The 19,078-nt window shown below is 63.9% G+C and carries 27 protein-coding genes; 13 read left to right on the top strand and 14 right to left on the bottom strand.

Annotated elements, in window-relative coordinates:
- The first annotated feature begins 27 nt into the window (after positions 1-27).
- From LZ016_RS12825 to LZ016_RS12805, 5 genes are all read left to right on the top strand, one after another.
- Positions 28-345: a YggT family protein gene (locus LZ016_RS12825; protein ID WP_241447855.1), complete on the top strand. Its 318-nt coding sequence runs from the start codon at positions 28-30 to the stop codon at positions 343-345.
- A complete protein-coding gene (gene folD / locus LZ016_RS12820) occupies positions 342-1,229 on the top strand; it encodes a bifunctional methylenetetrahydrofolate dehydrogenase/methenyltetrahydrofolate cyclohydrolase FolD (protein WP_241447854.1) in 888 nt (295 codons plus the stop codon). The genes LZ016_RS12825 and folD overlap by 4 nt, the downstream gene beginning before the upstream one ends.
- The gene (locus tag LZ016_RS12815; protein ID WP_241447853.1) at positions 1,230-1,865 is read left to right on the top strand and encodes a hypothetical protein; all 636 of its coding nucleotides are present in this window, start codon (positions 1,230-1,232) and stop codon (positions 1,863-1,865) included.
- On the top strand, positions 1,862-2,494 hold the full coding sequence (locus LZ016_RS12810; protein WP_241447852.1) for a MarC family protein: 633 nt from the start codon (positions 1,862-1,864) through the stop codon (positions 2,492-2,494). Before LZ016_RS12815 ends, LZ016_RS12810 begins: the two co-directional genes overlap by 4 nt.
- A gap of 61 nt (positions 2,495-2,555) precedes the next feature.
- On the top strand, positions 2,556-2,807 hold the full coding sequence (locus tag LZ016_RS12805; protein ID WP_241447851.1) for a hypothetical protein: 252 nt from the start codon (positions 2,556-2,558) through the stop codon (positions 2,805-2,807).
- A 6-nt stretch (positions 2,808-2,813) separates the two neighbouring features.
- Here LZ016_RS12805 and LZ016_RS12800 read toward each other — a convergent pair whose 3' ends face one another.
- The gene (locus tag LZ016_RS12800) at positions 2,814-3,362 is read right to left on the bottom strand and encodes a hypothetical protein (protein ID WP_241447850.1); all 549 of its coding nucleotides are present in this window, start codon (positions 3,360-3,362) and stop codon (positions 2,814-2,816) included.
- A 150-nt stretch (positions 3,363-3,512) separates the two neighbouring features.
- Here LZ016_RS12800 and LZ016_RS12795 point away from each other — a divergent pair, with 150 nt between their 5' ends.
- Positions 3,513-3,782 (top strand): hypothetical protein, encoded by a 270-nt coding sequence (locus LZ016_RS12795; RefSeq protein ID WP_241447849.1) that lies wholly within the window; start codon positions 3,513-3,515, stop codon positions 3,780-3,782.
- A gap of 58 nt (positions 3,783-3,840) precedes the next feature.
- Here LZ016_RS12795 and LZ016_RS12790 read toward each other — a convergent pair whose 3' ends face one another.
- Positions 3,841-4,236 (bottom strand): MerR family transcriptional regulator, encoded by a 396-nt coding sequence (locus tag LZ016_RS12790; protein WP_241447848.1) that lies wholly within the window; start codon positions 4,234-4,236, stop codon positions 3,841-3,843.
- A 230-nt stretch (positions 4,237-4,466) separates the two neighbouring features.
- The gene (locus LZ016_RS12785; protein ID WP_241447847.1) at positions 4,467-4,766 is read right to left on the bottom strand and encodes a YciI-like protein; all 300 of its coding nucleotides are present in this window, start codon (positions 4,764-4,766) and stop codon (positions 4,467-4,469) included.
- Between the two features lie 56 nt (positions 4,767-4,822).
- On the opposite strand from LZ016_RS12785, the gene LZ016_RS12780 reads away from it, so the two are divergent.
- Positions 4,823-5,596, top strand: coding sequence for a cupin-like domain-containing protein (locus LZ016_RS12780; RefSeq protein WP_241447846.1), 774 nt, complete (start codon positions 4,823-4,825; stop codon positions 5,594-5,596).
- Here the strand turns inward: LZ016_RS12780 and LZ016_RS12775 are convergent.
- Complete coding sequence (locus LZ016_RS12775) at positions 5,593-5,994, bottom strand: DUF1801 domain-containing protein (protein ID WP_241447845.1); 402 nt, start codon at positions 5,992-5,994, stop codon at positions 5,593-5,595. The two genes, LZ016_RS12780 and LZ016_RS12775, sit on opposite strands and share 4 nt — an antisense overlap.
- A 56-nt stretch (positions 5,995-6,050) precedes the next feature.
- On the opposite strand from LZ016_RS12775, the gene LZ016_RS12770 reads away from it, so the two are divergent.
- The gene (locus LZ016_RS12770; protein ID WP_241447844.1) at positions 6,051-6,746 is read left to right on the top strand and encodes a DUF6445 family protein; all 696 of its coding nucleotides are present in this window, start codon (positions 6,051-6,053) and stop codon (positions 6,744-6,746) included.
- Here the strand turns inward: LZ016_RS12770 and LZ016_RS12765 are convergent.
- The 5 genes from LZ016_RS12765 to LZ016_RS12745 form a co-directional block, all read right to left on the bottom strand.
- On the bottom strand, positions 6,743-7,168 hold the full coding sequence (locus LZ016_RS12765) for a nuclear transport factor 2 family protein (RefSeq protein WP_241447843.1): 426 nt from the start codon (positions 7,166-7,168) through the stop codon (positions 6,743-6,745). The genes LZ016_RS12770 and LZ016_RS12765 overlap by 4 nt on opposite strands.
- 11 nt (positions 7,169-7,179) lie before the next feature.
- A complete protein-coding gene (locus LZ016_RS12760; protein ID WP_241447842.1) occupies positions 7,180-8,070 on the bottom strand; it encodes an alpha/beta hydrolase in 891 nt (296 codons plus the stop codon).
- A 73-nt stretch (positions 8,071-8,143) separates the two neighbouring features.
- Positions 8,144-9,217, bottom strand: a complete 1,074-nt coding sequence (locus LZ016_RS12755) for a retroviral-like aspartic protease family protein (RefSeq protein WP_241447841.1) — start codon at positions 9,215-9,217, stop codon at positions 8,144-8,146.
- A 94-nt stretch (positions 9,218-9,311) separates the two neighbouring features.
- A complete protein-coding gene (locus tag LZ016_RS12750; RefSeq protein ID WP_241447840.1) occupies positions 9,312-11,144 on the bottom strand; it encodes a glycoside hydrolase family 15 protein in 1,833 nt (610 codons plus the stop codon).
- A gap of 110 nt (positions 11,145-11,254) precedes the next feature.
- Positions 11,255-11,674 (bottom strand): hypothetical protein, encoded by a 420-nt coding sequence (locus LZ016_RS12745; protein ID WP_241447839.1) that lies wholly within the window; start codon positions 11,672-11,674, stop codon positions 11,255-11,257.
- A gap of 84 nt (positions 11,675-11,758) precedes the next feature.
- Between LZ016_RS12745 and LZ016_RS12740 the strand changes: the two genes are divergently transcribed.
- Positions 11,759-12,469, top strand: a complete 711-nt coding sequence (locus LZ016_RS12740) for a MarC family NAAT transporter (RefSeq protein WP_366512941.1) — start codon at positions 11,759-11,761, stop codon at positions 12,467-12,469.
- On the opposite strand, the gene LZ016_RS12735 is transcribed toward LZ016_RS12740, so the two are convergent.
- From LZ016_RS12735 to LZ016_RS12725, 3 genes are all read right to left on the bottom strand, one after another.
- The gene (locus LZ016_RS12735) at positions 12,466-12,807 is read right to left on the bottom strand and encodes a gamma-glutamylcyclotransferase family protein (RefSeq protein ID WP_241447837.1); all 342 of its coding nucleotides are present in this window, start codon (positions 12,805-12,807) and stop codon (positions 12,466-12,468) included. The two genes, LZ016_RS12740 and LZ016_RS12735, sit on opposite strands and share 4 nt — an antisense overlap.
- A gap of 10 nt (positions 12,808-12,817) precedes the next feature.
- A complete protein-coding gene (locus LZ016_RS12730) occupies positions 12,818-13,735 on the bottom strand; it encodes an alpha/beta fold hydrolase (protein WP_241447836.1) in 918 nt (305 codons plus the stop codon).
- 133 nt (positions 13,736-13,868) lie between these two features.
- Entirely contained in the window at positions 13,869-14,195 is a 327-nt protein-coding gene (locus LZ016_RS12725) for an ArsR/SmtB family transcription factor (protein WP_241447835.1), read from the bottom strand.
- Positions 14,196-14,309: 114 nt separating this feature from the next.
- Here LZ016_RS12725 and LZ016_RS12720 point away from each other — a divergent pair, with 114 nt between their 5' ends.
- The 4 genes from LZ016_RS12720 to LZ016_RS12705 all read left to right on the top strand — a co-directional run bounded on the left by LZ016_RS12720 (position 14,310) and on the right by LZ016_RS12705 (position 17,325).
- Positions 14,310-15,056 carry a glucose 1-dehydrogenase gene (locus LZ016_RS12720; protein ID WP_241447834.1) on the top strand — a complete coding sequence of 249 codons (747 nt, stop codon included), beginning with the start codon at positions 14,310-14,312 and terminating at the stop codon, positions 15,054-15,056.
- 507 nt (positions 15,057-15,563) lie between these two features.
- Positions 15,564-16,466 (top strand): OmpA family protein, encoded by a 903-nt coding sequence (locus tag LZ016_RS12715; RefSeq protein WP_241447833.1) that lies wholly within the window; start codon positions 15,564-15,566, stop codon positions 16,464-16,466.
- Between the two features lie 249 nt (positions 16,467-16,715).
- The gene (locus LZ016_RS12710; protein ID WP_241447832.1) at positions 16,716-16,859 is read left to right on the top strand and encodes a hypothetical protein; all 144 of its coding nucleotides are present in this window, start codon (positions 16,716-16,718) and stop codon (positions 16,857-16,859) included.
- Between the two features lie 7 nt (positions 16,860-16,866).
- Positions 16,867-17,325 carry a YaiI/YqxD family protein gene (locus LZ016_RS12705; protein WP_241447831.1) on the top strand — a complete coding sequence of 153 codons (459 nt, stop codon included), beginning with the start codon at positions 16,867-16,869 and terminating at the stop codon, positions 17,323-17,325.
- A 31-nt stretch (positions 17,326-17,356) separates the two neighbouring features.
- Here the strand turns inward: LZ016_RS12705 and LZ016_RS12700 are convergent, their stop codons facing one another.
- Both LZ016_RS12700 and tcmP read right to left on the bottom strand, forming a co-directional pair.
- Complete coding sequence (locus LZ016_RS12700; protein ID WP_241447830.1) at positions 17,357-18,115, bottom strand: DUF5131 family protein; 759 nt, start codon at positions 18,113-18,115, stop codon at positions 17,357-17,359.
- Positions 18,115-19,023, bottom strand: coding sequence for a three-Cys-motif partner protein TcmP (tcmP, locus tag LZ016_RS12695; RefSeq protein ID WP_241447829.1), 909 nt, complete (start codon positions 19,021-19,023; stop codon positions 18,115-18,117). The genes LZ016_RS12700 and tcmP overlap by 1 nt, the downstream gene beginning before the upstream one ends.
- Positions 19,024-19,078 lie beyond the last annotated feature (55 nt).

The following is a 19,078-nucleotide window of genomic DNA, read 5'->3' as shown; positions in this document are numbered from 1 at the left end:
GAAAGGGCGCACGGCTAAGCCGCCCTCATGCAAATCGTACTCGCCCTCATCGCCATCATTCAGATGCTCCTGTGGGTCGCCAGCCTGATCATCATCGTGCAGGCGATCTTCAGCTGGCTGGTCGCCTTCAACGTCGTGAACACGAGCAGCAACTTCGTGCGCGCGGTGTGGACGGCACTCGAACGGCTGACGGAGCCGCTCTACCGGCCGGTTCGGCGGATCATGCCGGACTTCGGCGGGATCGACTTTTCGCCTCTGGTCGTCCTGCTTGCCATCTGGGTGATCGACCGACTTCTGACGGGCGTCGCGGCGCAGATTTACACCAGCGCCTACCCGGTCGCATGACCGCCGAGATCATCGACGGAAAGGCGACGGCCGCCGAGCTTCGCCAGAAGGTCGCCGACGTCGGCGCAGAGTTCCGGCAGAAGACCGGCCGTGCGCCTGGGCTAGCCGTGGTTCTCGTCGGCGAGCATCCGCCGAGCGCCGCTTACGTCCGCTCCAAAGTGAAGGCGACGCTCGAAGCAGGCCTCCAAAGCTTCGAGCACAAGATTCCGGCGGAGACGACGACGGAAGAGCTCCTCGCACTCGTCGATCGCCTGAACGCCGATCCGGCCGTGGATGGAATCCTCGTCCAGCTGCCGCTGCCGAAGCATGTCGATGAGCAAGCGGTGCTCACCCGCGTCGACCCTGACAAGGACGTCGACGGCTTCCACCCGGTCAACGTGGGGCGGCTGTCGATCGGGCTCGAAGCGCTGGTGCCGTGCACGCCGCTCGGCTGCCTCAAGCTCCTCCAGAAATACGTCGGGGACCTTAGCGGACTGGAAGCCGTTGTTATCGGCAGGTCCAACATCGTCGGAAAGCCGATGGCGCAACTGCTGCTTGAAGCCAATTGCACGGTTACCATCGCTCACTCGCGCACCCGCGACCTGCCGGAGGTCGTGCGCCGCGCGGATATCGTCGTCGCGGCGGTCGGCCGTCCCGAGCTCGTCCGCGGAAGCTGGATCAAGGCCGGAGCATCGGTCATCGACGTCGGACAGGAACGTGTCGAGCAGCCCGACGGTACTCGCAAGCTTCTGGGCGACGTCGCGTACGCCGAGGCCGCCGAAGTTGCAGGTTCGATCACGCCGGTTCCCGGCGGCGTCGGTCCGATGACGATCGCCTGCCTGCTCAGGAACACCGCGGTCGCCGCGCATCGCCGCGAGGGCCTGCCCGATCCGGAGGGACTGTAGATGCTTGCTCTGCTCATCGCCGCCGCATCGATGACCGCCGTCGATGCCGAGCGCGCCTTCGCCGCCGATGCCAAGCGGCTCGGCCAATGGACCGCGTTCCGCAAGTATGCCGACGAAACGGCGGTCATGTTCACGCCGCAAGCCGTCTGGGCGCAGGAGTTCCTCGCTGCGAAAAAGGATCCGCCCAAGGCGATCAGCTGGGGCCCGTCGGACAGCTGGGTCTCGTGCGATGGCCGAACCGCGATCAACCGCGGCTGGTGGACCTCGGCCTCCGGCAAGTCACACGGTTATTTCACGACCGTCTGGATGCGCGAGGGCAAGTCTTGGAAGTGGAGCTACGACGGCGGCGACGCTTTGGCGGCGCCGATGGCCGCTCAGAAAAAGCCCCGCGTGCAGCGCGCCATCTGCTCGGGTTTCGACAAGATCCCGAAGGAGTATCGCGAGGAAGTGAAGCCCACGGCCAAGATCGCCGGGAAGCCCCCCGCCGATGCCGGGCAGGGCCGGTCCGCCGACGGAACGCTCATCTACGAGTGGAGGGTCGCCGCATCGGGCGAGCGCCGGTTCGAGGCCAAGCTCTGGAACGGACGCGACTATCGCACCATCCTCGATCAGCATATCGCCGCGCCGAAGGAATGATCGAGCTTTTCAGCTCAGCGCTGGTCACATTCCTCGTCATCATCGACCCGCCGGGATGTGCCCCGATCTTCGCGGGACTGACCCGCGAGGCATCGCCGGACCACCGCCGCGTGATGGCCTTCCGCGCCGCGCTGATCGCCTGGGCCATTCTGATGTTCTTCGGCCTCCTCGGACGGCCGATGCTTCATGCGCTCGGCATCAGCCTGGCGAGCTTCCGCATCGCGGGCGGCGTCATGCTGTTCATGATCGCGCTGGACATGGTCTTTGAGCGCCGGACCCAGCGGCGCGAGAACCGGGCGCACGAGATCGAAGGCACGCCTGAAGCTGAGGACATTTCGGTCTTTCCCATGGCCATTCCGATGATCGCGGGCCCGGGCTCGATTGCCAGCGCCATGCTGTGGGTGTCTCGCGCCGAGAACCCGGCCCAGATCGCGACCATCCTCGCAGCCATCAGCGTCGTGATCGTCCTGACGCTCCTCGCGCTCCTTGCCGCCGGACCGATCATGCGCCTGGTCGGCGAGAAGCTGGAAGCAATGATCACGCGCATCCTCGGCGTGATTCTCGCCGCTCTGGCGGCTCAGTTCATCGTGGACGGGCTCAAGCAGAGCTTCCCGGCGGTTCTCACCTAGGGGAACCGCCCGCGCATTCACGCGCTGGACCCTCAAACCAAATTGCTACGGAACCGTATTAATGAAGACGACCCCCATCTTCGTCGCAGCGGCAGGCTTTGCCATGGTCGGCGCCTGCACCGTGAAGAGCGAAGACAATTCCGCGGCCGCGGAGAACATGGAATCCGCTCCGACGATGACCGCGAACGAAAGCGTGCTGCCGGGCACCGACAATCAGGCTGGCACCGACACGCTCGGCAACCAGCTCGATCAGCTCAACGAGAGCGACGCGGAATCGGCCAACGCGGCCGACGATAGCTCGAACAGCCAGTAACCCCGGCTAGGCGCCCGGCCCGAGGTCGAGGACGACGATCGGCCCGAGGTCGATCGTCTGCTTCGCATTGGCCAGGTGGATAGACACCTTCAGGCCCCCTGCCGGATAGTTCCGGTCGGCCTTGCCCTTGATCTCGACCATCTTCCACTCGGGGCCCACCTCTACGGGCTGTTGCTGCACGACGGACGTGTAAGGGGCCGCATTGACCTGGATTCCCGCGAAGGCGAGGCTTGACGAGGTCGCACCTCCATCGCCCTTCTCCAGCCGCGCCCAGAAGATCAACTCCAGCTTGTCTCCGGCCTTGACCGGCTTGGTAAGCGTGCTCTCGGCCGTGGAGTCCCACGGGTTCGCGCCCTTCTTGGGGACCTGGATGCGAAGCGCCTTTCCGCCCTGCACCTTCGCATCGTCGCGCAGAGACGCTTTGGCTCCGTTGACCTGAGGGTTGCCGGGATCGTTGACGATCTTGCTCGCCAGGTCGTCATTGGCCTGCGCCCGAAGCGGCACGGCAGCGGCGGCAAGCAGCATCGCTGCCGCCAAACTCCTCAACTTCATCATGGCTCTCCCCAACTCGATGATGGGGAAAAGAGAGCATGAAGAGGGGCCACTAGCAACGGCTCATCGGGCTGAGCGCACGATCAGCCGTAGGAGCCGAACGACGCGAGGAACGCTGAAGGGCCGCCCTTTCACTTTTCAGGGGAAGACAAGATGAAGTTCAAGATCGCGATCGCGACGATGGTTGGCTGCGCCGCACTCGCGGCCTGCGGCGGTAACAGTGCCGAGGACAATGCGGTCAATGCCGACACCAGCCTCGACATGAATACAACCACGACCGACATGAACATGGGCACCGACATGAATGCCGGGACCACGGACATGAATGCTGGCACGACGGACATGAACGGCACGACCGACATGAACGGGACCGCCAATCCGATGGACAATACGTCCACCACGAACACCACCAACAGCCTTTAATCCCGCCGCGTAAATTCGCCGGATGTCGGGCGCCTGCCGTTTGGCGGGCGCCCCTTTTCTATCCGCGGTCGAAGGCCGAAAGGATCGGGCAGGGTCCGCCGTGCTCATTCGCGCAGGCCGTAGCGAGCCCGGACAGCGCTTCCTTGGCTTCCTGAAGCTCGCGGATCTTGTCCTCGAGCGCAGCCACCCGCGCCTGCGCGAGAGCGCGTGCTCGGTCGCGGTCATCCGACGCGCTGAGGTCCAGCAGTTCGGCGATTTCCGTCAGCGTGAACCCGGCCGCTTGCGCCGAGCGGATAAATTTCAGACGCCGCACGTCGTCGTCGCTGTAGCGCCGGACTTCCCCGTGTGGTCGGGGCGGTTCCGGCAGCAACCCTCGACGCTGATAATAGCGGACGGTTTCGACGCCGACACCGGCGGCTTTCGCAAGCGCTCCGATCGTGTCTGCTTTTTTCACTTGATTCCGTACCATGGTACGGACGCCATATGGGTCGAGCCCACTCCCGGGCAAGAGGAGATTGGACATGACTCAGTTGACCGAACAGCAGGTTCAGGCCGCGAAGATCGCCGCCCATCGCGGCTGCACCTGCAAGCCGTGCACCTGCAAGAACTGCAGCTGCTAAAAGTAAGGGGCCGCTTCCTTACGGACGCGGCCCCAAACTCCTTCAAGCGACCTGAACCCTGACGCTAACGCACCGGCGTGGCCGCAATATCTCCGATCACGGTCGTCCATTCCCGCACGTGCCAGCGGGTAATCAGGCCGTTCTGAACATAGGGGTCGGCCTGCGCGAATGTCTCGGCAACAGAGCGGCCCTCGCCCTGGAACATCAGCACGGCGCCATCTGGGGGATCGGCGAGTGCTCCCGCAACGATGATCTCGCCTCGCTCCGCAGCTTCCCAGGCCAGTTTCAGATGCGCCCCGCGAAACTCGGGCCTGCGCTCGAGATAGTCCGGGCTCGTTTCGTAGAAGAGGAGGAAGTGCTTCATTCGAACGTCCTCTGGCTGGGCTTTCAACGCGAGTTGATCGCGGGCACCATGCCAGCATGCGTTCGATTCCGGAATGGACCGCCCCGTCGGTCGAGGTCTTCCGCGCCGAAATTCTGCCAACAGCACGACCGGCGGTGCTTCGCCAAGTGGTGCGAAGCTGGCCCTTGGTCCAGGCGGCCCGTCACGACCCTCGCGAGTGCATGGCGATGCTGTCCGCGCACGCAAGCGACGCGCCGGTGGAAGTGCTCCGCGCCGATCCTGGCGAGCAAGGCCGCTTTCATTATTCCGCCGACGGCCGCTCGCTAAACTTCATCCGCGGGCGCGGGAACCTTTCGGCGTTTCTCGGCGCGCTGGATGCAGAGTCTCGATCCGAGGAGCCGCACGCACTCGTGGTGCAGGGCCTCGTCGCAGAACGGCATGTGCCCGGCTTCCCCACATCGCATCCGCTGCCGCTTGTGCCCGCCTCAGCGGAGCCTCGGCTGTGGATCGGCAATGCCGCTAAGGTCGCGACGCACAACGACCCGGTCGACAACATCGCAGTCGTCGCTGCCGGAAGGCGCCGCTTCACCCTTTTCCCGCCGAGTGCCGAGCCCGACCTGTACATGGGTCCGGAGCACCCCACGCCCGCCGGTACGCCGGTCAGCATGGTCCATGTCACCGCGCCTGATTTCGACCGCTATCCTCGCTTCGAGGAGGCACTCAAGGTCGCAGAATCCGCGGAGCTGTCACCGGGCGACGCCATCTTCATCCCGCGCGACTGGTACCATCATGTCGAGGCACTCGAGCGCTTCAACATCCTCGTAAATTACTGGTGGGACGCCTCTGCCTAGGCATTCGCGACGTTGGCCGCGACGGCTTCGCGGACCAGCGCCTTGAACGCCGCTTCGTCCACCTCGTCGCCCTCCTGGAAGTCGATCGCTCGGCGCGTCCCGCCGTCGAGGCTGGAGTTGAACAAGCCCTTCGGATCGTCAAGCGACGCACCACGGGCGAAGGTCAGCTTCACCTTATCCTTGTAGGTCTCGCCCGTGCAGAGGATGCCGGCATGCTCCCACGTAGGGACGCCGGACGGATTGGAGGGCTTGCGCCACTTCACCGCCTCAACGACCTCGGGGTCGGCCTCGCGAATGAGCCTGCGCAGCTTTGCGAGCGTCGCTCCGCGCCAGTCGGTCATGGAAGCAAGCTTCGCGTCGATCAGGCTGGAGGCAGATTCGGCTTCCGTCCCATCCATCGCTTCACTCCTGCTGGCGCACTTGCCGCGACCTAGCAGCAGTGGAAGATGGAGTCATGGCGGCCCCGGTACTTAACCCGACAGCACAGACGAACGTCGTCCGGCAGGGCCGCGAGCAGCAGCCGGTCATCGTCATCGACGACATGCTTTGCGATTTGGATTGGTGGCGAGCAACGGCGGAGCAGCTCAGCTACAGCCGCATCGGACCGCACTATCCCGGACTGCGCGCGCCCGTGCCGCCTGCACAGTCGAACGCCATGCGGGACGAACTTGAGAAATTAGTCCGCGAGACGTTCGCGCTCGATCCCGTGCCGCCGGTCCTCGAATGCTATTTCTCAATCGTCACCACCCCGCCCGAAGCGCTCGCGCCGATACAGCGCCTGCCGCACGTGGACGGGCTGGAGCCGGGCCGCATCGCCATTCTCATTTATCTGTCCGGCGCGGAGATGGGCGGCACCGCCTTCTATCGCCAGCGCGCGACCGGTTTCGAAACGCTCGACCGTGACCGCTACCTGCAATTCGAGGCCGCCTTGCGCGCGGGCATTGCCGAGCATGGCCTGCCCTCGCCGGCCTACATCTCCGGCGACACGCCGCTCTACGAGAAGATCGCCAGCTATGAGGGGCGCCCGAACCGCGGGCTCATCTATCGCAGCCGATCACTGCACTGCGCGGAAATCCCGGCTGGCCTGCCACTGCCGGCGAGCCCCCGCGACGGGCGGCTGACGATCAACAGCTTCCTGTTCGGCGCTTAGAGCAGGCTCGCGGCTCGCGCGAAGCCCAGGCTGTCGAACATCTCGAAGAAGCGGACGGCCTTGCCGTTGCGGAAGGTCCAGACGTCGATCTTCGGCGTGTTCAGCTCGCTCTGGTCGTGCTTGTTCTTCCAGTGGCAGCGGCCGATCCACACGACCGTGTCCCCGTCCGCGACGATCTTCTCCTGTGGGAAATCGATCATCTCCCAATTGTCGAGGAGCTCGCGGAAATAGTTGCGAGTGTCGTCGCGGGAGCGCTGCACCCTCGCCAGCTCATGATTGAGCTTCGGCTCCTCGAGCACCGAATGCATTTCGATCTGGTCGTCGAACAGGTCGAGCACCTCTTCGAAGTTGCCGCCCTTGCTCTCGCGCCAGTTGCGGTAGGCCAGCTCGAGCTTGGCCAAAGGCACGTCGTCGTTGGGCATCTGCCGTCCTCCTAAGCCGCAGGCACCTCCGGCATCCGCATGGCAACATCGGCCTTTGCCGGAAGCCTGGCGTCGATCCATGCAGTGATGTCGTCGAAGACCTGCTCGCGGCCGAGGTCATTCAGCAGGTCGTGATAATAGCCTTCGTAGAGCTTCAGCGTCTTGTCGGCCGAGTTCGCCTCATCGAAGAACTGCTTGCTGCCGTCGGGCCGCGTCGCTTTGTCCGCAGTACCGTGCAGGATGAGCACCGGAAGGGTGATCCGCCCGAACTCGCGCTCGAACCGCTCGCCGGCCCGGGCGAGCGCAGCGACGGTCTGGACCGGCTGCACTTCGTCGAGCGTTAGCGGGTCCGCCTCGAGCTGCGCAACCCAGTCCGGATCGCGAGAGAAGTCCGCCATCTTGAGCTTGAGCACGTGGACGTGCGGCGCGATGTGGCTGGCGCCCTCCAGCACCTTCAGCGCGAAGTCGGGAGCGTAGACGCGGAAGGCGAAGCTCTCACAGATGAGCCCGTCGATCCGGTCCTGATAGTCCAGCGTATACGCGACGGAAGTTACCCCGCCGGCGCTATGACCCAGCAGGTAGAGCGGCAAGTCCGGGTGCTTCGACCGGCCCAGCTCCACCGCAAGTGAGAGGTCGGAGACATAGTCGTCGACGCTTTCGGTGTAGAAGCGCTCTCCATCCGAACGGCCGCGCCCGCGCAGGTCGAGCGCGGTGACGGCAAAGCCGCGGTCCGCGAATATCTCGCCCGCCCGCGCATACTGCCCGCCGTGTGAGTTCACGCCGTGACAGATGACGAGATTGGCCTTCGGGGTTCCCGCGGGTTCCCAGTGACGCGTGAAGATCCGACCTCCGGTCCCGTCGAGCCATTGCTCAGTGGCCGGGTTCGTCGCTGCGTCGCTCATTGGGAACTCCTCGACTCGATTATGGGTGCGAGTGAATTACCCTGTTTGACCTATGTTAAACAGCTGTTTGGGCTTAACGCCCGCACACGTCCGGGGTGCCGGTCGAGGAGAGCCGCGTGAAGGCGGTCGGGGACGTGCTGATCAGGACGCCCTGCGTCTTGCAGCTGCGCAGCTGGAAGCGGACCTTGCGGGCCTTGAAGTCGAGCGAGATGCGCCGGAACGATTCCAGGAGGTCGGTCCCCAGGAGTAGCGCCGGCTGGTCGGACAGACCGAACAGCTTGAACGGCGGCACGTCGGCGAAGGCCATCGGCACATCGTGGAGCGTCACCGGACCGAGCTGAAGCTCCGCGATCTTCGCCAGCTCGAGCTTGGCGACCTCGCCGGTCACGCCCGTCACCGGCACGGTGATGAACTTGTCGCGGTTCTTGCGGATCAATTTGTCGCGGAGAGCGAGATTGCCGATCGTGATCTCGGATCCAGTATCGATCACCGCGTCGAGCGGGAAGCCGGCAGCGCGGACGTGGGTCAGGATCAGCTGCCCACGCTGCCGCCGTGCGATGACGACGATGTCCCCGGGAAGGCTCCGCTCAGGCAAAGCGGCGTCCTCCACCTTCACCGTGCGCTTCTCGAAATCCATCATCAGCCGCTGCTGGCTGAGCGCGTCGATGCCGATCATGCCCTCGCCGCCCAGGTCGCCCTCCCTCAGCGCGGGGAGAAGGAGGTTGCGGATGGTGGCGGTCCCCAAGGTGAGCTGGTCGACCTTCACGCGATCGACGATGTCGCGAGAGGTCATCCCGTGAAGCGTCGCGGGCCGGCCGACCGGTAGCTGCAGTCCCTGGGCGATGCGGAGGCCGACCACGGAGGTATCCGCGCCGCTATCGACTATGAAACGATAGGGCCCGGTCCCGTTGACCATCACCTCGACGCTGAGGCGAGTCTCTATCTTCCGCGCCTTGAGGTCCTGCCCGCCGATGGCGAGGCTCGGATCGAAGTACGCCGGCGGAAGCGGCGGGACGTCGGCCGGAACGTCGGGCGCGGGCCGCGGCTTGCTGATGCGGGGCGGCTCGGCGGTGGCGCCCGCATCGCGCGTCAGGCATGCGACCGAGAGCCCGAACGCGGCAATGGCAACGAGGCGACGAGCGGACATCCGTCCTCCTCCAGGCGGTGCATCATACGCCTATTCGAGGGCGGACCCTATTCCATGCGGCAGTCGACGGACGGGCGAAGCCTTCGACCGGCCGTCACGGTTTTGATGTCATGCCCTCGCGTTCCAGCACGTGCAGGACGAACGCTCCGGCACCGTACCCGACCATCGGCATGGCGCCGGTCGGATCGCCGATCTTTCCGGGAAAGAGCTCACACGGGACGGCGACGTACATTTCGGGAATGATGTTGTGGTCGGCCGCTGCCTTGTCGACGATGCGAGCAAGCATCGCGTCAGCCTCCCGAGACCGTCCGATCCGCCGGTAGAGTTCGGCCAATGTGAAGTCGACGAACAGGAACTCCTGCTGTTCGTACCAATATTCGAAGATCTTCGGGTCCGTGTAGGTACCGCGCACCCGCCGATATCCCCCCGAGGCCACCTTCAGCAGTTCCATCCGCTCAACCGCGTCGCGAACGACTTCGGGATCGCGCACGACCCCGAAATTGATGATGGGCATGAGCGCGCCGTCGATGTCGTTCTTCACGCCGTCCTCGAGCGTGCCCCGTAGCTTCCCGGTTCGGATGAAGGCACCGGCAAAGCCCCTTTCGAGAAGGGCCAGGTCTTGGAGCGCTTGTTCATGCGCCCGCGGGTCGCCCGCCCGCTTCGCCACGTCGGCGAACTCGCGGATACCTACTATCGCCATGGCCGTCGAGAAGGCGAAGTGCTTCTTGTCCTTCTGCCGCTCCTCCCAGATGCTGGTGTCGGCGCCGACGATCAGGCCGTCGCCATATTTCTCCGTATTCGCCATCAGCGGCTGCACGATGAAATCGCGCGCGCTGTCGTAGAGCGGACCGCGATAGGTGGCGGTCCCCAGCACGCCCGGGTCATCATACTTGCGCAGATATTCGCCCAGCATCCACAATACTTCGCCCCAATTGTCGAATTCGATGTTGGTGCTCCCTTCCTGCGTGAAGAAGGGCTCCTCCGCTCCGTCGCCCCAGTAGCGCACGACCGATATTTGATAGTCGGCGCCGTTCACCTCGGCGCGCATTTTTCCCGTAGGCCGGGCATTGAAATAAGCGAGCAGCGCTGCCCGCGCTTCCGCCTGGTGACCCATGCGGATCAGGGCTACCGTCGCCCAGGCCATGTCGCGCACCCAGGGCGTGGAGAAGACATCCGGCAAAGCAGCGACGATGAGGCCGTTGCCATAACGGCCGGAGCGGTTCGGCTCGCGACTCTGGGCAATGCGGAGCATGGTTTCGCTTTGCCGCCAGAGGTGCCTTTCTTGTTCACTCTTGAAATGCACCGAAGGCCTGGCTCGCCAATGTTCGAACTCGGCGAGCTCGCGCTCCAAGAGTTGCTGCGGCGACAGTCCGGCCCGCCAACGGTTGAGTTCGGTGATGGCCCCCTGCGCTTCGCTCACCCGCTCCAGCGGCACTAGAGCCCAGGCCGAACTCCCGGCCAGCGGGCCGGGCGAACGTGAACTTCCGCTCCTTGTCAGCGGCACCAGCAGAAGGGGCTCGTCGATCCCTTCAAAGCGCAAGAGCTGCGCGCCGTTCCTCAGCGCTGCTCGGGATCGCAGTGGCTGGTTCCACTGCGCGCGCCAGCCGGAGGCCTGCGTGTCTTCCCGGGAGATGATCAGCGCGGGACGGTTCAGAGCGAAGGGCATGAAGGCCGTCGCGGTGCCCGTCGCGCCGCGCATGCGTATGACGTGTGAGTCATTGACATAGTCCGCGGCGACCTTGCCGCGGCTTCCGCCCCAACTCAGCGACTTGATGAAGTTGGCCGTCTCGATCCCCTCGCCGAGTGGGTTCGCAGGATCCGGGCGTACGTAGCTGTGGGGATGCGGATAGAATTTGGTCAGCGCGCCCTGCTCAGGTGCGACGACCGCGAAGCCGAAGCCGTTGCCGGTGACGAGGTGGGACGCCACGGCCGGGCTGCACGCAGCGAAGGCGGCGATCGCGAGGAACCGGATTGCACATCGAATAACCGCTTGGAGCATCGGGCGACTTATGCACCCGGCGGCCCGCAGGTCGAGGGTCAGGCGGCTTCGGCGGCCTTGCGTTCGGCGAACGCGAAGACGGCTTGCGGATGAAGCCCGTTGAGCGCGCAGATAAGCTGCCGCTCGAACACCTCGACGCAGTGCAGCCGGCCGCCTTCCGGGCAGCGAAGATCGAGGTCGAACGTGCCCCAGTGTGCGTTCGGATCGCGAGTGTAGTGGCCGAGCACGTCGAAATTCTCCTCCCACTCGGCGCGGCCGAAACGGGCGCGGACCGGATCGGGCAGCTTCCAGTAGAAGGTGTCGCTCTGCGTGATGCCGAACAGTTCGACCGACGCATCGTCGATCAGGTGGGGCAGTTCCTCGACATCATCGTCGAACAGGCGCTCGCGAGCGTGCAGCGCAAGCTGGCGCTCGACCGTCGCAACGGGCGGCAAGTCGCGGAAGATGATGCGAGTCATGCGGAGTGAATCGATGAGATTCGCCAGAGTTCCGCCCAAACTGACGTGCGGGTTTTCTGACCTGCTTTTGGGGGGCCGGTCCCGATTGGAAGCAAAGGGTTCCGCGAGTTTGGTCGGGACGGCGCAAGTCGGGGGAGGACTCCCATCGAGCTATTCCAGGAAGCTATTGCGCTCACGATCGGCGCCCTTCTGCCGATCATGAATCCGTTCAGCACCGCTCCCTTGTTCGTCGCTTTGACGGCCGGGATGGATCGGAAAGCGCGCAATCGCCAGGCGCTGCTCGCTTGTCTCTATGCGCTGGGAATCCTGGTGGTGTTCCTGCTTCTGGGAACGGCGATCATCGACTTCTTCCGCATTTCGATTCCCGGACTTCGAACGGCTGGCGGACTGATCATGTCCGTCATCGGCTTTCGCATGCTGTTCTCGACACCGGCCGCCCCAATGACGGCAACACCCGACGCCAAGCAGCAGCGAGTGGAAATCGCTTTCACTCCGCTCGCGATGCCAAGTCTCGCGGGACCCGGATCCATCTCAGTCGTGCTGACCGCCACTCCTCAGATCAGGAGCGTACATCCGGACGACCTCGTCGCCGTCTACGTTGCTGTCATAGTCGGCATGGTGATCACCATCGGAATCTGCCTGCTGGTCCTCCGCGCCGCCAGCTCAATGGTCCGTTTCCTGGGGCAGAGCGGCATAGATGCGATGACGCGTATCTTCGGCTTCCTCATCATTTGCATCGGGATGCAATTCCTCCTCACCGGGATCAGCGATTTCTTCGGCCTGCGCCACATCTAGGCGCGGTCCAGGCCGACATAGACGAAGGCGTGGGCGCCGCTTTCGAGGATGACGTCGGCGCGGGCGTAGGCATCGACTTCGTATCGGTCGGTGGCGGCGAGCTCGGCCTCGGTCAGTTCGAAACGGATGCCTTCGATCCGGTCCGACGGGTCGCCGGTGTAACGCGCAATCGTGTGGACCGCCTTGCCCGATACGCGGACGATTTCCGGATCGGTAATCGCCAGCGCTTCTAGCCGATAGCCGACCAGCGCGTCCGGCGCGCCGTCTAACAGCCGCCCGTAGTTGGCCCGCTGCACCTCAGGCTGCTGGAGCGTGCCGTAGGAGAAGAGCAGCGGCATGGCGACGGCGTCAGGGCTTGGCCAGGAAATCGACGACGAGCCTGGTCGTGGCCGCCGGATTCTCTTCCATGATCCAATGGCCGGAACCGGGCACGATCCCGCCGGTGACGTTGCTCGCCCCGGCGCGCATCACCACGGCCATCTGGTCGCCGAAGCTCTTTTCTCCGCCGAGCGCGAGGACGGGCATGGTGAGCTTGCCCTTGCCCGCGAGCCAGGCGCGATTGTCGATCGCGTCCTGGTCGAAGGCGTGGAATTGCTCGAACCCGGAATGCATCGCTCCGGGCAAGGCATAGAGCTTCGCGTAATGCTCGCGGCTCGCCTCGTCGAAATGCTTGGGGTCGGCCGAGAAGTCGTTCCAGAAGCGGTCGAGGTAGATGCGCTCCCGACCCTTCACCAGCCGCTCCATGTCCGGCCCGCCGAAACGGAAGTGCCAGAGCAGCGGGTTCTTTAGGATATCCTCCCACGGTCCGACGCCAGGAACCGGAGCGTCGATCAGCACGAAGCGGCGGACGCGGTCCGGATGCTCCATCGCAAAGGCGAAGCCGACCATGTTGCCGATGTCGTGCGTGACGACATCGGCCTGCTTGACGTTCAGCCGGTCGAGCACTCCGGCGACGTCCTCACCCTGCGTCTTCTTGTCGAACCCGCCGGCGGGCTTTGAGGAAAGGCCGAGCCCCCGCAGGTCGGGGACGATCACCGTGTGATCGCGGACCAACTCGGCGGCGAGCGGAGCCCACATGTCGCCGGTCTCGCCATAGCCGTGGAGGAGCACGACCGCCGGTCCCTTGCCGCCGACACGGACGTGGATCGTCGCACCGTTGGTCTCGATTTCCTGCGTGTGGAACGCGGCCGGGTAAGGCGGAACGGCGGCGCTGGCGGGTACGGCGACAGCGAGGGAAAGCGCTAAGATCGCAGGACGCAAAGACATGGGCACTCCAGCAACAGAGGGAGCCCGGCGCGATATCCCTACGCGACTCGAACGCGCGCCCGGAGGCCGTTCGCGTAACCCAAATCAACAATAGTGGATACCGGCGCCGCCACTCGCACTGAAGTCCAGCCGGTCAGGCGGCCGCCGTTCCCAGTCCGTAAGCGCCCATGATGGCGGGGAGCAGTCCCGGGAAGCGGTCGTTGATCTCCTGGCAGCGCGAATAATTGCGCATCTCCACGCCTTGCCGCTCGGACCGGATGAGCCCGGCTTCGCGAAGCACCTTGAAGTGCTGCGACAAAGAGGATTTCGGAATGATGCGCGCGCCGGTGTCCGCAAGCACCGAACAGCGCTGGACGCATTCTGCCCCGGCTATTCCGGCGAAAATGGCCGCGCGCTCGGGATCCGAGAGCGCATGCAGGATCGCTTCCGGGCGGAGGTCTTCCGAAGAGGGGTGAAACAAGGGCCTCATCGATTTTCGAGATAGGGGGCCTTGAACGCAGGTTCAATAGTTCCATATTCCTGAACTATGGGAGAAGACAGCCCCTCGGCTGCCACCCATCGAAGGAAATCAACAATGTCGAAACTTGCAGGCAAGGTCGCCGTCGTCACGGGTGCGTCGAAGGGCATCGGCGCGGGAATCGCCAAGGCGCTTGCCGCCGAGGGAGCGGCCGTCGTGGTCAATTACGCATCGAGCAAGTCGGGCGCCGACGCGGTGGTCGAGGCCATCACAGAGACAGGCGGCAAGGCCGTCGCGGTCCAGGGCGACGTGTCCAACGAAGCGCAGGCGAAGACCGTCGTGGACACTGCGCTGAACGAATTCGGGCGGCTGGACATCCTCGTCAACAACAGCGGCGTCTATGAGTTCGCGCCGATCGAGACGACGACGGAGGAACAGTATCGCAAGATGTTCGACGTCAACGTGCTCGGCACCTTGCTAACCACCAAGGCCGCCGTTCCGCACCTCAAGGAAGGCGCGAGCGTCATCAACATCTCCTCCGCGGTCACGAGCGTGCTCATGCCCGAGTCCGCCGTCTACACGGGCACGAAGGGCGCGGTGGACGCGATCACCGGCGTGCTCGCCAATGAGCTCGGCCCGCGCAAGATCCGCGTTAACGCCATCAACCCGGGCGTGGTTGAAACCGAGGGCTCGGTTGCGGCTGGGGTCATCGGGTCCGAGTTCGAGTCCGGCGCCATTGCGCAGACGCCGCTCGGCCGCACCGGCCGTCCCGACGACATCGGCGACATCGCCGTGTTCCTGGCGTCCGATGACGCACGTTGGCTGACGGGCGAGAAGCTCACCGCGAGCGGCGGGCTTCGCTAGGGCCGGTCACAAGGTTGACCGTGCCGCGGGCTTGAGGCGGAACGCCGCCCCCTCCGCCGCGGCGCTTGCGATCGGTCTTCTGTCACCTTGGTCAACTTCGGCGCGGGTCCCGTCGGCGGGCCCGCGCCCATCGCCCACAGCGAAATTCGAATAGGGCATCGTGGCAACTCTCGACGATGCCATCGCGGCGTTCAATCCGACGCAGCGAAGGCCGGGGGAAACGATCATCCGCGTTCGTTGATGAGGACAGCGCCTGCAACGGCCCGCCGCGCGACCCGCCCGGATCGCCCGTAAACTTAATCGTGCCTAAACGGTGCCCGAATTCGTTCATCTGGCAGCAAGGTTGGGGTGAACAGTCGGCGCCCTCGGGGGCGTTCGGGCGGGCTGCGTGACGCAATCTTTTCAGTGAGTTGAATGAAGTTCTGACCGCCCGACACGCCATGACCAAGGCGGCCGGACGAACAGGCGCGAACGCGCCGAGCCGGTCAATTTGAAGGAGCAAAATCAATGAAAATTCTTGGACGATCGACGGTTCCCCTGCTGTTGGCCGCGGCTGCGGTGCCGGCCTGGAGCGGCCTTTGTGCGCAGGTGCAGGACCCGAATGCGATTACCGTGACTGGCCAGATGCCGACCGAGCTCGCCGGATTGCCCAAGGGACCTGAGGTCAAGGGCATCATGTCCGCGCGCAAGGGCGGGCAGATGCAGGTGACTACCGCCGACGGCAGCAACACGGCGATCCTTGTCTCCCAGGCGACCGACATCCGGTCGAGCGGAGGCTTTCTGGGCCTCGACAAGAACAGGCTTGGCGCGGACTCGCTGCTCAACGGGCTGCCGGTCACCGTCAAGACGGTGCAATGGAGCGGCGGCCTGGTGGCGAGCCAGGTGAGGCTCAGCAACAAGAACCTCGCGACCGCTTCGATGATCCGCAACGGCACTGCGCAGCGCTTCGGCGAGCACGATACGGCGATTGCCCAGAATGCGGCGGCGACCGAGGCGCTGCGCGGGCGCGTGGGCGACATCGACAAGTATAACGTCAAGGGCACGACGAACATCTACTTCGACACTGGGAAGTGGGCGCTGTCGCGTGACGAGGAGTCGCAGCTTTGCGCGGCCGCGGCCCAGGCCAAGGCGATGGACAACGCGCTGCTGCTGGTCGTTGGCTATACCGATGCGGTCGGCGGCGAGGACTATAACCAGGTCCTGAGCGAACGGCGCGCCGCCAAGGTCGTCAATTATCTGCAGCAGCATTGCGGCTGGGCGCCCTATCGCATGCTGACCCCTACGGGGATGTCCGAGGCGGACCCGGCGGCGGACAACACGACCGCCGAAGGCAAGGCCCAGAACCGCCGCGTCGCGGTCAATATCCTCGTCAGCAAGGCCGTCGAGGGTATGGAGCAGCAGGGCGGCTAAAACGCGCGGGGTGGGCTTTGCTAGCACCACCGAGCGCAGCGACGCCGGCCCGCAGGGTCGCCGGAGCAGCGCGAAGAGATGGTGCAAGCCGGACGGCCTGCGTCTCGGACGATGTCCGGGACGACAGGACCGACGTCACGGGATTCACTCCCGTGACGGCCCACCCCGATTTCCATCTGAGAGCACTGTCAGCGAAGTCTCACTCCGCCTACACGTAGGCCACGCGGCGCTGCGGCGCCTGGGAGGAGAATGACGATGGCCAAGGGTCAGGTGCGATCGAACAAGGAAGCGCGCAAGCCGAAGAAGGAAAAGCCGAAGACCAGCGCGGCGAACCCGTCGCAGAAGGGCGGTGCGCGCGGGCTGGAGACTATGGAGCACCTGAAGAACGACTAGCCCGCGCATGAGCGGACCCATCCGCATCCTGATCGACGCCGACGCCTGCCCGGTGAAGGAGGAGATCTATCGTGTCGCATTCCGGCGCGAGGTGCCGGTGCGCGTGGTCAGCAACAGCTACCTGCGCGTGCCCGCCCATCCCCTGATCGAGCGGGTGGTCGTTTCAGACGCTTTCGACGCCGCCGACGACTGGATCGCGGGCGAGGCCGATGCCCGGACGGTGGTGATCACCGGCGACATCTTGCTAGCCGATCGCTGCCTGAAGGCGGGCGCCACCGTCATCGGGCACAACGGCAAGCCGTTCACGACGGCGAGCATCGGCGGCGCCCTCGCGACCCGCGCGATCATGGCCGACCTGCGCGCGGGCGGCGACATCGTTGGCGGGCCGGCACCGTTCGCGAAAGCGGACCGGTCGCAATTCCTGCAGGCGCTGGATCAGGTTTTGGTGCGATTGGAGCGAGCTTAGTCTGCTCAGTTCGACCACTTAGAGGTTCGGACTAGGCCTCGAGTTCAAGCGGGAACTCGTCGTAAGTCCGGCCATGCAATTCGCGGCCTGCAGCCTTTTTGTTCTGACCACCCCACTGTTTGAAGAAGAACGCGACGTCGTCTCGTCGGCAAATTTCATGAAGGCGATCCACCCACTCTTCTTTCATGGCTCGAGCCCTGGGACCGGACTCCCCGCCAACAATTGCCCAATGAACTCGCCGCAGGTCGAGGTCGTCAATCCGACCGATTAGGGGTTCGAAGGACACGAAAAGGGTGGCGTGCTGGATCCTAGCTAGGTGCTCAACGCGATTGACGACTTCCGAGCTCTCAACGGAAGTTCCCAACCAGGCATTCTGGAGAACAGCGAGCCGACCTTTGCGGATCATTTGAGCCATACGGTCGGGACGCTTCGTCAAAATCTGGAAGTGGTGTTGGGGGCATGCCGCCATCACCTCCCAAACCCTTTCAATGAAATCGTCCGGCACGTTCTCGTGAAACAAGTCGGACATGGAGTTGACGAAAATGCGCTTCGAGCGTCGCCATTCCAAAGGTGCTGACAGGCTCGAATAATCGACATTCACCCGGCCCGTCCAAACGTATCGCCCGCCGCTCTTACGCGTTGTACCTTTGTATTTGTCGTGGCCCATGGCCTGCAGGCGAGCAGCCATACGCATCGCATAACAATTGGTGCAGCCGGCCGACGCCAAGGTGCACCCGGCGACTGGGTTCCACGTAACGTCCGTCCATTCAATTTCCGAGACGCCAGCCATTACTTTAGCACCGCTTTTGCTAGTTTTGAGGCCAAGGCCCAAGCCGGGCCGCTAGGATTGGCCGAAGCGAACATCAATGAGAATTCGTGAAGTCCGTTGCGACCCAGTGGCAATGCGCGATCTACTACGCGCCCATTGAATGCGACATTCAAACGCTCTCTCGCAACCTTCTCGAACCAAGCAATATCTACGGCCCTCGAGGTAAGTTCGACGGGCTCGCCGAAAAGAGAATTTTGAACCGGTCCTTTGTCGACAACAACTTCGCGCCAAGCATCAGTCCCGAGCGCCTCGTCCACGCTCCGTCCGCCGTCGGCAATGACTTGGCCGTCGGTCCTTATCTGACGATACATCGCGAAAACCGGGACCAGGTACCAAAGATCAACGGCCTTCGTCCGGGCTAGCTCACAAAGCGTATCGTACTTGATCTGCAAACCGAACGGATCAAGGAAGACTACCGCTCGCGAGCATTTCCAATCGACAGAGGAGCATAGGGCTCGAAGTTTCGCGTTCGCGTCCTGCTGGGTTATCTCCACGCGATCTTGCAAATGAGGGAATCGATTGCGGACGATCTCCGCAAGAGATCGGACGTTAGAGCGCTTAACATCATTGAATAGGTATCGATCAAACGGTGGATTGATCGATAGAGCTCTGGTGGCCGAGCCTTGGACGATTTCGTCCGTGTCGACAATTTCCGGCGAAATTCCAAGCGCGACTTGATTAGAAATGGTGTCAGTTCGCGTTCGCGATTGCTTCGACACAGAAGCTCCCGAACCAGCGTAGGCATCCACGTAATAAAGCGTGAAATTTTGCCTTTTCAGGGCGATCGTAAAAGCACGAAGATATGCCTCGACCGTTTCGAGCTTCTTCTTAGTGTGCTCGTCTCCAAACTCTTGGGCAGTGCGCGTCAACCTGACCTCCCCCGAGCAACGAGGAAGGTATAGAGACTGCTAGTCTTGTCAAATC

Source organism: Sphingomonas telluris, from assembly GCF_022568775.1.
Lineage (GTDB): Bacteria > Pseudomonadota > Alphaproteobacteria > Sphingomonadales > Sphingomonadaceae > Sphingomicrobium > Sphingomicrobium telluris.
This window is presented reverse-complemented; position numbering and strand designations above follow the sequence as displayed.

What these genes read in the sequence shown, in the direction of transcription:
- LZ016_RS12745 (WP_241447839.1), bottom strand. Translation starts at nt 11,674, where the DNA reads ATGACTCGCATCATCTTCCGCGACTTGCCGCCCGTTGCGACGGTCGAG.
- LZ016_RS12805 (WP_241447851.1), top strand. Translation starts at nt 2,556, where the DNA reads ATGAAGACGACCCCCATCTTCGTCGCAGCGGCAGGCTTTGCCATGGTC.
- LZ016_RS12780 (WP_241447846.1), top strand. Translation starts at nt 4,823, where the DNA reads ATGCGTTCGATTCCGGAATGGACCGCCCCGTCGGTCGAGGTCTTCCGC.
- LZ016_RS12735 (WP_241447837.1), bottom strand. Translation starts at nt 12,807, where the DNA reads ATGCCGCTGCTCTTCTCCTACGGCACGCTCCAGCAGCCTGAGGTGCAG.
- LZ016_RS12710 (WP_241447832.1), top strand. Translation starts at nt 16,716, where the DNA reads ATGACGATGGCCAAGGGTCAGGTGCGATCGAACAAGGAAGCGCGCAAG.
- LZ016_RS12755 (WP_241447841.1), bottom strand. Translation starts at nt 9,217, where the DNA reads ATGTCCGCTCGTCGCCTCGTTGCCATTGCCGCGTTCGGGCTCTCGGTC.
- LZ016_RS12825 (WP_241447855.1), top strand. Translation starts at nt 28, where the DNA reads ATGCAAATCGTACTCGCCCTCATCGCCATCATTCAGATGCTCCTGTGG.
- LZ016_RS12795 (WP_241447849.1), top strand. Translation starts at nt 3,513, where the DNA reads ATGAAGTTCAAGATCGCGATCGCGACGATGGTTGGCTGCGCCGCACTC.
- LZ016_RS12720 (WP_241447834.1), top strand. Translation starts at nt 14,310, where the DNA reads ATGTCGAAACTTGCAGGCAAGGTCGCCGTCGTCACGGGTGCGTCGAAG.
- LZ016_RS12810 (WP_241447852.1), top strand. Translation starts at nt 1,862, where the DNA reads ATGATCGAGCTTTTCAGCTCAGCGCTGGTCACATTCCTCGTCATCATC.
- LZ016_RS12700 (WP_241447830.1), bottom strand. Translation starts at nt 18,115, where the DNA reads ATGGCTGGCGTCTCGGAAATTGAATGGACGGACGTTACGTGGAACCCA.
- folD (WP_241447854.1), top strand. Translation starts at nt 342, where the DNA reads ATGACCGCCGAGATCATCGACGGAAAGGCGACGGCCGCCGAGCTTCGC.
- LZ016_RS12775 (WP_241447845.1), bottom strand. Translation starts at nt 5,994, where the DNA reads ATGGATGGGACGGAAGCCGAATCTGCCTCCAGCCTGATCGACGCGAAG.
- LZ016_RS12815 (WP_241447853.1), top strand. Translation starts at nt 1,230, where the DNA reads ATGCTTGCTCTGCTCATCGCCGCCGCATCGATGACCGCCGTCGATGCC.
- LZ016_RS12785 (WP_241447847.1), bottom strand. Translation starts at nt 4,766, where the DNA reads ATGAAGCACTTCCTCCTCTTCTACGAAACGAGCCCGGACTATCTCGAG.
- LZ016_RS12760 (WP_241447842.1), bottom strand. Translation starts at nt 8,070, where the DNA reads ATGAGCGACGCAGCGACGAACCCGGCCACTGAGCAATGGCTCGACGGG.
- LZ016_RS12765 (WP_241447843.1), bottom strand. Translation starts at nt 7,168, where the DNA reads ATGCCCAACGACGACGTGCCTTTGGCCAAGCTCGAGCTGGCCTACCGC.
- LZ016_RS12715 (WP_241447833.1), top strand. Translation starts at nt 15,564, where the DNA reads ATGAAAATTCTTGGACGATCGACGGTTCCCCTGCTGTTGGCCGCGGCT.
- LZ016_RS12730 (WP_241447836.1), bottom strand. Translation starts at nt 13,735, where the DNA reads ATGTCTTTGCGTCCTGCGATCTTAGCGCTTTCCCTCGCTGTCGCCGTA.
- LZ016_RS12800 (WP_241447850.1), bottom strand. Translation starts at nt 3,362, where the DNA reads ATGATGAAGTTGAGGAGTTTGGCGGCAGCGATGCTGCTTGCCGCCGCT.
- LZ016_RS12705 (WP_241447831.1), top strand. Translation starts at nt 16,867, where the DNA reads ATGAGCGGACCCATCCGCATCCTGATCGACGCCGACGCCTGCCCGGTG.
- LZ016_RS12770 (WP_241447844.1), top strand. Translation starts at nt 6,051, where the DNA reads ATGGCGGCCCCGGTACTTAACCCGACAGCACAGACGAACGTCGTCCGG.